This window comes from Pseudoalteromonas sp. 2CM39R (assembly GCF_023161845.1).
Map to the genome: position 1 here is coordinate 353,130 of NZ_JALNTM010000002.1, position 12,287 is coordinate 365,416.

Sequence of the window (12,287 nt, forward strand, 5' to 3'; positions counted from 1 at the left end):
CATTGATGATAAAAAAATCAGTCAAAATTTATTTTTAAAAACGGTAAATTTTCTGGATCTTTTGTTGATTTCTACAAATTTCGTCGTCTATGAATGTTCAAAGGTTAATGGTCACTAACACAATGCGTTTATCCAATAGTTATCCACAAAATGGGGCAATTCTATCCCTTGCAAAACAGCGCAGACCACACTATCTTGTGATCTGCAATTTAAACAACACCAGATATTGTGGCTAAATGTTATTCAATTAGATCACCCTGGTGTTTAATAATAATAATTACATAAAGAATACCTTTGTCTTTACAACTATAATTTCCCAAGGAATACAGGCAAAACTATGAACCAACAGCTATCTGTAAGCAAACGTGACGGCCGTAAAGAGTCACTTGATCTAGATAAGATCCATCGCGTGATCGCTTGGGCCGCAGAAGGTCTAGAGAATGTGTCTGTCTCACAAGTTGAATTAAAATCACATATTCAATTTTATGACGGCATTCGTACCGATGACATTCATGAAACTATCATCAAAGCTGCAGCTGATCAGATCTCTAAAGATACGCCTGATTACCAATACCTCGCTGCTCGCTTAGCTGTATTCCATTTACGTAAAAAAGCGTACGGTCAATTTGAGCCACCACGCTTATACGATCACATCACGAAATTAGTTGAAGACAAGCGTTATGATCAACACCTACTTGTTGATTATACCGAGCAAGAAATTGACGAGTTAGATGCTTACATCGATCACAACCGTGACTTAAACTTCAGCTACGCTGCTGTAAAGCAACTTGAAGGTAAGTATTTAGTTCAAAACCGTGTTACTGGTGAAATCTACGAAAGTGCACAGTTTTTATATATCTTAGTTGCTGCAAGCTTATTCTCTGATTATCCAAAAGAGACACGCCTTGATTACATCAAGCGTTTTTATGATGCAGTATCTACATTCAAAATTTCATTACCTACACCTATCATGGCTGGTGTACGTACCCCTACACGTCAGTTCAGCTCATGTGTACTTATTGAATGTGGTGATAGCCTAGATTCTATTAATGCAACATCGTCTGCGATTGTTAAATATGTTTCGCAACGTGCAGGTATTGGTATTAACGCCGGTCGCATTCGTGCGCTTGGTAGCCCTATTCGTAACGGCGAAGCGTACCACACAGGTTGTATTCCGTTTTATAAACACTTTCAAACAGCAGTTAAGAGCTGTTCACAAGGTGGTGTTCGTGGCGGTGCAGCAACGCTGTTCTATCCACTTTGGCACTTAGAAGTTGAAAACCTACTTGTTCTTAAGAACAACCGTGGTGTTGATGATAACCGTGTACGTCACCTTGACTACGGTGTGCAGTTCAATAAATTAATGTATAGCCGTTTAATCAAAGACGATTACATCACATTATTTAGCCCTTCAGATGTACCGGGTCTATACGATGCATTCTTTGAAGATCAAGCGAAGTTTGATGAGCTATACATCAAGTACGAGCAAGACGAGTCAATTCGTAAGAAACGTATTAAGGCGATTGAGTTATTCTCAATGTTTGCACAAGAGCGTGCGAGCACAGGTCGTATCTACTTACAAAACGTTGACCACTGTAATACGCACAGCCCGTTCATCTCGACTGTGGCACCAATTCGTCAATCTAACTTATGTTTAGAAATTGCATTACCAACTAAGCCACTTAGCAATGTAATGGATGAAGAAGGTGAAATTGCACTTTGTACGCTGTCGGCGTTTAACTTAGGTGCAATTGAATCACTTGACGAATTAGAGGAACTTGCTGAACTTGCAGTACGTGCACTTGATAACTTACTTGATTTCCAAGACTACCCTGTTCCTGCGGCGAAAAACGCAACTATGGGTCGTCGTACGCTAGGTATTGGTGTTATTAACTACGCGTACTACTTAGCGAAAAATGGTAAGCGTTACTCAGATGGCAGCGCAAATGCCCTAACTCACAAAACATTTGAAGCAATTCAATATTACCTAATGAAAGCATCAAATGAGTTAGCGAAAGAACGTGGTGCGTGTCCTAAATTTAACGAGACAACGTATTCTCAAGGCATTATGCCGACAGATACTTACAAACGTGACCTAGATCAGTTCTGTGAAGAGCCACTTCACTTAGATTGGGATTCACTACGCGAAAGCATTATAGAGCATGGTATGCGTAACTCTACGCTATCTGCCCTTATGCCTTCAGAGACATCATCGCAAATCTCTAACGCGACAAATGGTATTGAGCCACCACGTGGTCATATCAGCGTTAAAGCAAGTAAAGATGGTATCTTAAAGCAAGTAGTGCCAGATTATGAAAACCTGAAAGATAACTACGAGCTACTGTGGGATATCCCTTCAAACGATGGTTACCTACAACTTGTTGGTATTATGCAAAAATTCGTTGACCAAACGATCTCTGCAAACACTAACTATGATCCATCTAAGTACGAAGGCGGTAAAGTACCTATGAAGGTGCTATTAAAAGACCTACTGACTGCGTATAAACTTGGTGTTAAAACCCTGTACTATCACAACACACGTGATGGTGCATCAGACTCTCAAGATGAGTTAACACCAGAGGTAGAAGATGACGGTTGTGCAGGCGGCGCTTGTAAAATCTAATTAAATTAATAACATAACAAAAGCGGGCTCATTAGCCCGCTTTGTCCTGACTGTTTTTTGAGAAATCACTATGTCATATACAACTTTTAGCCGAAATCATAATAACCAATTACAAGAACCGATGTTTTTCGGCCAAACGGTAAACGTGTCACGTTACGACCAACAAAAGTACCCTATCTTCGAAAAGCTAATCGAAAAGCAACTTTCGTTCTTTTGGCGTCCTGAAGAAGTTGATGTAAGTAAAGACCGTCTTGACTTCCAAGCGTTACCAGAGCACGAAAAGCACATCTTTTTAAGCAACTTAAAATATCAAACGCTACTTGATAGTGTGCAAGGTCGTTCGCCTAACGTTGCGTTACTACCTATTGTGTCTATTCCTGAGCTAGAAACTTGGATTGAAACATGGGCGTTCAGTGAAACCATTCACAGCCGCTCATACACACACATTATCCGTAACGTTACGCAATCTCCTGAGCTTATCTTTGACGATATCGTAAGCAACGAGAAAATCAGTGAGCGTGCTGATGCGGTAACTAAGTACTACGATGATTTAATCAGCATGATTTCTGTTTACAACCTATACGGTGAAGGTAAACATGTGATCAACGGTGAAGAAGTTAAAATCAGCTTATTTGACCTTAAAAAGCAACTTTACCTAGCAATGATGTCGGTTAACATCCTAGAAGCGATTCGTTTCTATGTAAGCTTTGCATGTTCATTTGCTTTCGCTGAGCGTGAATTAATGGAAGGTAATGCAAAAATCATCAAGCTAATCGCCCGTGATGAAGCCCTGCACTTATCTGGCACACAACACATCTTGAACATTATGCAAGAAGGTAAAGACGACCCAGAAATGGCGATCGTTGCAGCACAATGTCGTGAAGAAGCAATTCAGATGTTTGTTGAAGCAGCTGAACAAGAAAAAGACTGGGCAGAGTACTTGTTCAAAGATGGTTCTATGATTGGTCTTAATAAAGATATCCTATGCCAATACGTTGAATACATCACAAATGCACGTATGACTGCGGTAGGCTTGCCAGCTCATTTCGAAAGTAAGAGTAACCCTATTCCGTGGATCAACTCTTGGTTAGTATCTGACAACGTTCAAGTTGCTCCACAAGAAGCTGAAATTAGCTCTTACCTTGTTGGTCAAATTGACTCTCAAGTTGATGCATCTGACTTTGGTGACTTCGACCTGTAATGAGCTCAAACAAAACTGCAGAGGTTATCCTTGCAGGAACAGACAGCCAGAATCTTGAATTTGATTCTGGCTGTTCATCTCTCCTTGAATGCCTAGAACAAAATAAAATAGATGTCCCCTACCAATGCCGTGAAGGTTATTGTGGCGCATGCCGTGCAAAATTAGTCGAAGGTGATGTGAGCTACAATCAAGAACCACTTGCGTTCGTAAGAACTGGCGAAGTGTTGCTGTGTTGTAGTAAACCCAATGGAAAGATAAAAATTGAGCTTTAATGCCAAATAAGCTCACTGGTTTGGTAGAAATTTTCTTTATCTGACACACTCACCATTTGCTGATCAATCGTAACATCCCACTGTAGATTTTTAGTTAGATGACTCGCTAATTCCTCAATGAAAATGTCATCAAACGCAATTAAATGACCATTATTAATAAGTTCCAACTGGTGTTCATTTTCTTTGAGCCAGTCGTTATTTAAGGTTGTCACGACCCATAGTTCATCAACCCGCTTCGCAATTTTATTCAGTTGTAAGATATCTGGTTGGTCAACAGCAAGCCATGTTTGATAATGGTCATCCAATGCTTTTATTGACACATCTGGTTCAGCATGACTGAACCTTGCATTCAATATGGCTGTTTCGTTGTGTGAAAATAAGCAATAACTTAAAAGCTTGAGTACAAAGTGTTGATAGCTTTCACGACGGTCACAAGCAGTGGTAAACACTTCTTTATGATTGCGCTGCTCTCTTAAATCAGCAATGGTAAAATTTGCTTTGAATACCCTATTTTTATCAGACATAAGATTTGGCCATCTCAATGTAACAGTCTAAGTATAGTGTATGGTGTTAAAATCGCGACTTAAGGTAAAGTTATAGTATAACGTTATTGCGAATGAAAAATTGCGGTGTTATATTATAACGCAACACTCAACAACAAACTTAGAAGTAGTAATGATGAAACAAGTTTCAATTCTTTCTAGTGCTGTTGCCGCTGCGCTGTTTTCTCAATCAACAATGGCTGCTGTGATCACAGGTCAAGTATTAGATAAAAACCAACAACCTATCAGCAATGCTGAAATACATGTACACGGCAAATCACAAAGCGTTGTCACTGACAAACAAGGTCAGTTTAAAATTGATGTAGACAATAAAGGTCAGCTTCACATCAGTAAAAACAATTTCATCGATAAGCGTGTTGCTATTAATGGCGAAGACCAAAATGTTGTGGTTACGCTTACACCAACATCAGTTGAAACTGTTGTTGTTTATGCATCAGCACTTCATAAAAATAGTCTTGAAATGATTTCGCCAGTGAATGTTTTAGCCGGTGATGAGTTAAAAGACAAAGCAAAACCGACATTAGGCGAAACACTAAAAGGTTTACCGGGCGTTAATGCAAGCTACTTTGGCCCAGTTTCATCAAGCCCTATTATTCGTGGTTTAGATGGTCCGCGTGTGAAGATCACCCAAAATGGCCTTGATAGCAGTGATGCATCTCGTATCGGCCCTGACCACGCAACATCAAATGACAGCCTAGCAGCAGAGCAAATCGAAGTACTTCGCGGCCCTGCTACCCTACTTTATGGCTCTGGCGCTATCGGTGGTGTTGTGAACGTTGTTGATAACCGTATTCCTACCGATAACATTGAGTCTTTAACTGGTGCTGCACAATACACACACGATACAGTATCAAATACCAACACCTATGCTGCAAAACTTGAAACCGGTAATGATGGTTTCAACTTCCATTTCGATGGTACAAAGCGCAAAGGTCACGATTATGACACGCCAAACTTCGAGCTTCCTGAGGAACATGAAGAGCACGAGGAGCATGAAGGTGAAGAGCATGAAGAACACGAAACAGCTAACAGCGTAGAAAACACCTTTATCGATAGCCAAACAGTTAACTTTGGTACTAGTTACGTGGGCGATCACCTAACGCTAGGTGTGTCATTCGGTCGCATCGAAACAGATTACGGTATTCCTGCTCATGAGCATCATCATCATGAAGAAGAGGAAGATCATGATGAGCATGAAGGTGAAGAAGAGCACGAAGAATCAGTATTTGCACAGCTAGAGCAAGACCGCTGGCAAGGTTACATGAGCTATGCACTTCATGATAACTGGATTGAAAATATCTCACTACGCGTTGGCTACACAGACTACAAACACGCTGAAATTGAAGATGGTGCAGTGGGCACGGTGTTTACAAACAAAACAACCGAAGCACGTGCAACCGTTGAGCACAAGTTAGGCCTTTGGCACGGTATGGCTGGTTATCACTACACAGAGTCTGACTATGATGCAGATGGTGAAGAAGCCTTTACACCAGCAAGTGTTACTAAAACAAACGCGTTATTCGTTCTTGAAGAGCGCCAGTTTGGTGATGTGACCGTTGAGCTAGGTGCACGCCTTGAAGATTACCAAATCGATTCTGCTGTAAGCATGGCTGAGCATCATCATGATCACGATCATGAAGAGGAAGAAGAGCACCATGACGAAGAAGAAGCTGAAATCATTAACTACAGTGAAGATTTCACAAACCTGAGCTTATCTGCAGGTGCAATTTGGCAATATCAAGAAGGCCAAAGTGTTGCTTTAAGTGTATCTCGTTCAGAACGTGCGCCACTAAGTGCTGAATTACTATCAAACGGTATTCATATCTCAACAGGTACTTACGAGCTAGGTCTTGGTTATAATATTGAAGATGGCGAAATTCATTTTGAGCCAGAAGATATCGAGCAAGAAACTGCAACGAACTTTGATTTAAGTTTCCGTCGTTTCATTGGTGACTTTGGTTACACAGTTAACTTCTTCTATAACGACATTGAAAACTATTACTACCAGCAAAATACCGGTTTAGTTTTCGATGAAGAGCATGGCTTAGAATCAGCTGCTGATGCAGATGAAGATGCAATGGCGGTTTACCAATTCACAAGTAAAGATGCGAAATTATACGGTATTGAATTTGACGTACACTATCAAGTGACGCCAAGTGCGCTAGTTAAAGTGTTTGGTGATTCAACAACGGCTAAGCTAAAAGATGATGAAGGTTACTTACCTCGTATCCCTGCTAATAAACTGGGTTCTGAATTACAGTACACAGTGTCTGATTGGAAGTTTAGCCTAACCGGTACTCATTATTTTGAGCAGTCTGACATTACTGCTTACGAGACAAAAACTGACGGTTATACCCTATTTGATGCATCAGCTAACTACCAACTTGACTTAGGCCCTGTTGATACACAGCTTTACATCAATGTTGACAACTTAACCGATGAACTTGGTTTCGTACACAGCTCATTCATTAAAGAAAAAGCACCACTACCTGGTCGTAATTTCAGCTTGGGCATTCGCGGTTATTTCTAATCGCTTTTAATGGTTATAAAAAAACCCTTTCACTTTTAAAGTGAAAGGGTTTTTTATTAAGCATAGAAACTAAATAAGTTGCTATTATACCAATTCGCTTAATTAAGTAGTCTATTTTGAGGCAATAAAACCTCGTTGATAACAAGGCAAAAATTTCGTTATTTAGTTGTTCTAAATCAGAAATTTTTAACGCCGTTAGCGACAGGTTTAATCCCTCAAAATGATTAAGTATTATTGCGAATTGGTATTAGCCCTTTTGTTCAATCTTCGCCCATGAATCACGAAGACCTACAGTTTGATTGAATACTAATGTTTCTGCTTTGCTATCACGACAGAAGTAACCTGTACGCTCAAACTGGAAGCCCTGCTCTGCTTGTGCATTTGCAAGTGATGGCTCAACTTTCGCATTTTCAAGAACCACTAGTGATTCAGGGTTTAGTGTTGCGTTAAAGTCTTCTGCTACCGCTGGGTTTGGCACGTTAAATAAACGGTCGTATAAACGAACTTCAGCTGTGATAGATTCACTCGCTGATACCCAGTGAATTACACCTTTAACTTTACGGCCATCACTTGGGTTTTTACCCAGAGTTTCAGGATCATAAGAGCAGAAGATAGTCGTAATTTCGCCGTTTTCGTCTTTTTCAACGCGCTCAGCTTTAATTACATAAGCACCACGTAAACGTACTTCTTTATCAAGAACTAAACGCTTAAACTTGTTGTTTGCTTCTTCACGGAAGTCTTCACGCTCGATATAAAGCTCACGAGTGAAAGGTACGTCACGGCGACCCATCTCTTCTTTATTCGGGTGATTTGCAACAGATAACGTCTCTACTTTATCTGCGTCATAGTTTTCGATAACAACCTTCACTGGATCAAGAACAGCCATCGCACGAGGTGCATGTTCATTTAGGTCTTCACGGATACAGGCTTCTAGCATGCCCATTTCAACCATATTCTCTTGTTTAGTGATACCGATACGAGAACAGAACTCACGTACTGATGCAGGTGTATAACCACGACGACGTAGACCAGCAATCGTTGGCATACGTGGATCGTCCCAGCCTTCAACATGACCATTAACCACTAAGTCGTTTAATTTACGCTTAGACATAATAGTGTACTCAAGATTTAATCGTGAGAACTCGATTTGTTGCGGATGACACTCAAGGCTGATGTTATCTAATACCCAATCGTATAAGCGACGGTTATCTTGGAACTCAAGCGTACATAATGAATGTGTAATGCCTTCTAGCGCATCTGAAATACAGTGCGTGAAGTCGTACATTGGGTAAATGCACCACTTGTCACCTGTTTGGTGGTGATGAGCAAAACGTACACGGTAAATAATCGGATCACGTAATACCATGAATGAGCTTGCCATATCGATTTTAGCACGCAGTACACACTCACCTTCTTTATATTCGCCATTACGCATTTTTTCAAATAGCGCTAGGTTCTCTTCAACTGATGTATCACGATACGGGCTGTTTTTACCTGGCTCTTTTAAAGTACCACGGTATTCACGTGCTTGATCTGGCGATAAGAAACATACATATGCTAGGCCTTTTTCGATAAGCTCAACAGCATAACCGTATAACGCATCGAAATAGTTAGATGAATATTTAATTTCACCATCCCACTGGAAACCTAACCACTGCACATCTTCTTTAATCGAATTTACGTAGTTGATGTCTTCTTTTTCTGGATTCGTATCATCAAAACGTAAGTTACAAAGACCTTGATAATCTTGGGCGATACCAAAATTCAAACAAATAGACTTTGCATGACCAATGTGTAAAAAACCGTTTGGTTCTGGTGGAAAACGCGTGTGTGTAGTCGCATGCTTACCGCTTGCGAGATCTTCGTCGATACGCGTTCTAATAAAGTTACTTGGGCGATTCTCAATTTCCGCCATAGGAGCATAATCCTCTGAATATTGCATGGTGACAAAACTAATGCATTATTACAAAAACAAACCCTAACATACAGTGGTTGCATCATGTTTATTGAAGATATTACGTCGATTGTTGAATACATAGTTCACAGACTCGACAAAATCGGTAAAAAAATTGTTCTAACGCAATAAAATGATCATTGACTAGCGATATAGTGCCGTCAGTTTCACTACCAATAAGGAAAAAAGATGGCTTCGCTCAATCAACATCGAGTCTATATTCCAAGCTCAGCACGTGCAAACCAGTATGTGTTAGTTGAATTTAAACCTACTGATGAGTTTTTTGCCCAGTTTACCAATGTGAGCTGTGCTTATAAGCGTCTTGCAAGGGAGTTATTTGCACTATGTGATGAGTATGAATTACATAATGTACACCTCATCGCCAACGATAAACTGCCAGTGGTTCGTTACCATGATGAAGCATATAGCTTAGAAACCGCTAAGCAGATTTTGTTTTTCTATAACCCACAATACCATGAAGCGCATAATGTATTTGCTGATGGTGAGCAAAAATGCAAAAAAATTCGTTTATTATTCTTAGCGACCGGTGAAGATATTCGCGCTAACGCGGCAAGTTTTCATCATAATGTGCAAAGAGTGATCAACTCACTACAAGAAAAGCTATTAAGCGGCCAACCACCTCTTAAAATTCGTGACCACCAACATCTAACATATGATTTATTTGCTAAGGCAAAAGGTCACAAAGAAAGCTATGGCTATAAATTACGTAGCTTATATCCACGTTACCAGTCTCGCCAATGTCATTTACCAAACGAACACAGCGAGATGACATACGCAGGGTTTTCGATTCCAGTAACTCGCGCCATTAAAACGCAATTTCAACATATGTTGAACGAAGAGAATTATACGCAGTTTTATCAATACATCTTTGATGCATTCAAACGTGCATGTGATAAACGCGGATTAACACTCGGCGCTTTCATCGCTAATGGTACCCGCCCTATTGTTCGTAATAGCAATATTGATAACGCGCAAAGTAACAGCGAACTGCAAAAACTAACCTTTGATTGCAGCTCTGAGCAGGTGCAATTACAACAGTATTGGGATGCAGATCAACTTGTAGATTCGCTACATTTTGTGATTGCCGCTGCCGATAAAGACAAGCATGACATTGGTTATGGTAAGTTTATGAATCAAGTGCAAAGTGCGATAAATGAAGTTACTGACGAGCTAGCATTTAATCCAACTCGCCAAGATTTACGCGTGCGCTTTTATCAGCACATTAACTACCAATATTAAGAGTATACCCAAGCCCCCTCAAGATGCAGAATTCAGCGTTTCACAGGTGCTTAATATCAAGGCGTTACTTTGCAAGAATGGCAGTCCCTTTTAAGAAGTAACAACGATGAGAGTAAGTGCCTGTGAAGCGCCCAAAGGGTTGGTTTAAAAGCAATTTATACTGCGTTATTGATTTTAACAATAGAACCACTATTACTTGCAATCAATGCCTTGCCTAAATTGCTTTTAATTCCAACTGAAACTCGCACCTTGGGGTGGTTTGGGTATATTAGAGGTGACGCATGCGTCACCTCTTATTACTTAGTTTAGTTAAATCTAGACGCAATACTTTAGAACGACGTTCATGGTTATAAAGCGCTTTTTTCTTCGCAGGTAGCTCATCAACTGTCACTATTTCAAAGCTTTGCTCTAAAAACCAGTGAATGCTGCGTGTGGTGAGTGCAAATAAATGCGAATAACCTGCACGTTTAGCTTTATTAATAATAAACCTCAGTAGATAACTGCCGCGATCGGCATCTCGGTACTGAGGGTGAACAGCCAAACTTGCAAACTCCCCTACTTGTTCATCAGCAAACGGATACAAAGCTGCACAAGCAATGATTAGCCCATCACGCTCAATAACCGTAAATTGTTCAATTTCGATTTCTAGCTGTTCACGAGAACGGCGCACCAAATAGCCTTGCTGTTCAAGGGGTCTGATAAGGTTAATGATACCGGTAATATCAGCAATACTTGCACTTCGTAATTGCTCAGAGCTTTGCGGAGCGATTTGTGTACCAATACCATCTAAAGAGAACAGCTCTTGTAATAAGGCGCCATCTTCTTTGTAACTAACAAGATGGCAACGATGTACGCCACCTCGACAAGCATCAATTGCAGCTTGTAAGAATACAGTAGCGCTTACACATGAATCTGGTTGCTTGCGATAGTTTACTAGTAGCTGCTCAGCTTCATTTGGCATAAGCTCTGCAATCGCCTCACCATTTTCATCCAAAATACCGGCTTCTTTACAAAAGCCAAGCATTTTATCGGCGCGTAGTTTGAGAGCTACTTGGGTAGCAATTTCTTCAGCAGTTAAGTTAAAACTTTCACCTGTAACAGACGCCGCTATTGGCCCAAGCAGAACAATTCCGTTGTTATCTAACTGGTGGCGAATACCCGCAACATCGATACGTCTCACTCTACCTGAATGATGATAGTCAACACCTTCATCAACACCTAAAGGCTGAGCAATAACAAAGTTGCCACTCACCACATTTAAAAATGAGCCAGACATAGGTGTACTACTTAAAGACGTAGATAAACGCGCGGTTATATCGAACTGCATTGCACCCGCAACTTTTTTAATTACATCAAATGTTGCGTTATCAGTTACCCGTATCTCATTATGAAACTGACTAGTTATGCCAACTTGCTCAAGCGCTGCGTTAAACTGTGGGCGAGCACCAAACACTAAAACAATCTTAATACCAAGACTAGTTAATAGCGCGACATCGTTGATGATGCTGCGACAACCAGACTGATCGATCGCCTCTCCGCCAAGCATAACAACGAATGTTTTACCGCGGTGAGCATTAACGTATGGGGTTGACTGGCGAAATCCATCTACCAATTCTGTGGTACGCACGTAATATTTACCTTATTAAAGTCGAATGTTTTAATAAAAACAGATATACAAGCCACAAGTGTAGAGAATTTATATTCACAAATAAAGCATTATTATTCTTAATTTGTGGTTGGGGCTTTCTTGTCGGGTAGAAGGAAGTGATAATGCCAATTCGGTTAATTAAGTAGTCTATTTTGAGGCAAGAAAACCTTGTAGATAACAAGACAAAAATTTCGTTATTTAGTTGTTCTAAATCAAAAATTTTTAACGCAGGTAGC

General features: G+C 40.3%; 8 protein-coding genes. 5 read left to right on the top strand and 3 right to left on the bottom strand.

Translation table 11 applies throughout. The features are described from left to right. The first annotated feature begins 337 nt into the window (after positions 1-337). The 3 genes from nrdA (at position 338) to yfaE (ending at position 4,096) form a co-directional block, all read left to right on the top strand. Entirely contained in the window at positions 338-2,623 is a 2,286-nt protein-coding gene (gene nrdA, locus MTF66_RS05715; protein ID WP_248526698.1) for a class 1a ribonucleoside-diphosphate reductase subunit alpha, read from the top strand. Positions 2,624-2,693: 70 nt separating this feature from the next. Continuing rightward, on the top strand, positions 2,694-3,824 hold the full coding sequence (gene nrdB, locus MTF66_RS05720) for a class Ia ribonucleoside-diphosphate reductase subunit beta (RefSeq protein ID WP_248526699.1): 1,131 nt from the start codon (positions 2,694-2,696) through the stop codon (positions 3,822-3,824). After that, positions 3,824-4,096: a class I ribonucleotide reductase maintenance protein YfaE gene (gene yfaE / locus MTF66_RS05725; protein WP_248526700.1), complete on the top strand. Its 273-nt coding sequence runs from the start codon at positions 3,824-3,826 to the stop codon at positions 4,094-4,096. The genes nrdB and yfaE overlap by 1 nt, the downstream gene beginning before the upstream one ends. Here the strand turns inward: yfaE and MTF66_RS05730 are convergent. Then, positions 4,093-4,620, bottom strand: a complete 528-nt coding sequence (locus MTF66_RS05730) for a YaeQ family protein (RefSeq protein WP_248526701.1) — start codon at positions 4,618-4,620, stop codon at positions 4,093-4,095. The two genes, yfaE and MTF66_RS05730, sit on opposite strands and share 4 nt — an antisense overlap. 154 nt (positions 4,621-4,774) lie before the next feature. Between MTF66_RS05730 and MTF66_RS05735 the strand changes: the two genes are divergently transcribed. Next, positions 4,775-7,189, top strand: a complete 2,415-nt coding sequence (locus MTF66_RS05735; RefSeq protein WP_248526923.1) for a TonB-dependent receptor domain-containing protein — start codon at positions 4,775-4,777, stop codon at positions 7,187-7,189. 247 nt (positions 7,190-7,436) lie between these two features. Here the strand turns inward: MTF66_RS05735 and glnS are convergent, their stop codons facing one another. Then, positions 7,437-9,104, bottom strand: a complete 1,668-nt coding sequence (gene glnS, locus MTF66_RS05740) for a glutamine--tRNA ligase (protein ID WP_248526702.1) — start codon at positions 9,102-9,104, stop codon at positions 7,437-7,439. 228 nt (positions 9,105-9,332) lie between these two features. Here glnS and MTF66_RS05745 point away from each other — a divergent pair, with 228 nt between their 5' ends. Beyond that, complete coding sequence (locus tag MTF66_RS05745; RefSeq protein WP_058585090.1) at positions 9,333-10,403, top strand: DUF3083 family protein; 1,071 nt, start codon at positions 9,333-9,335, stop codon at positions 10,401-10,403. 286 nt (positions 10,404-10,689) lie between these two features. Here MTF66_RS05745 and argA read toward each other — a convergent pair whose 3' ends face one another. After that, positions 10,690-12,030, bottom strand: a complete 1,341-nt coding sequence (gene argA / locus MTF66_RS05750; protein ID WP_217876624.1) for an amino-acid N-acetyltransferase — start codon at positions 12,028-12,030, stop codon at positions 10,690-10,692. Between the last annotated feature and the right edge of the window lie 257 nt (positions 12,031-12,287).

What these genes read in the sequence shown, in the direction of transcription:
- nrdA (WP_248526698.1), top strand. Translation starts at nt 338, where the DNA reads ATGAACCAACAGCTATCTGTAAGCAAACGTGACGGCCGTAAAGAGTCA.
- nrdB (WP_248526699.1), top strand. Translation starts at nt 2,694, where the DNA reads ATGTCATATACAACTTTTAGCCGAAATCATAATAACCAATTACAAGAA.
- yfaE (WP_248526700.1), top strand. Translation starts at nt 3,824, where the DNA reads ATGAGCTCAAACAAAACTGCAGAGGTTATCCTTGCAGGAACAGACAGC.
- MTF66_RS05730 (WP_248526701.1), bottom strand. Translation starts at nt 4,620, where the DNA reads ATGTCTGATAAAAATAGGGTATTCAAAGCAAATTTTACCATTGCTGAT.
- MTF66_RS05735 (WP_248526923.1), top strand. Translation starts at nt 4,775, where the DNA reads ATGAAACAAGTTTCAATTCTTTCTAGTGCTGTTGCCGCTGCGCTGTTT.
- glnS (WP_248526702.1), bottom strand. Translation starts at nt 9,104, where the DNA reads ATGGCGGAAATTGAGAATCGCCCAAGTAACTTTATTAGAACGCGTATC.
- MTF66_RS05745 (WP_058585090.1), top strand. Translation starts at nt 9,333, where the DNA reads ATGGCTTCGCTCAATCAACATCGAGTCTATATTCCAAGCTCAGCACGT.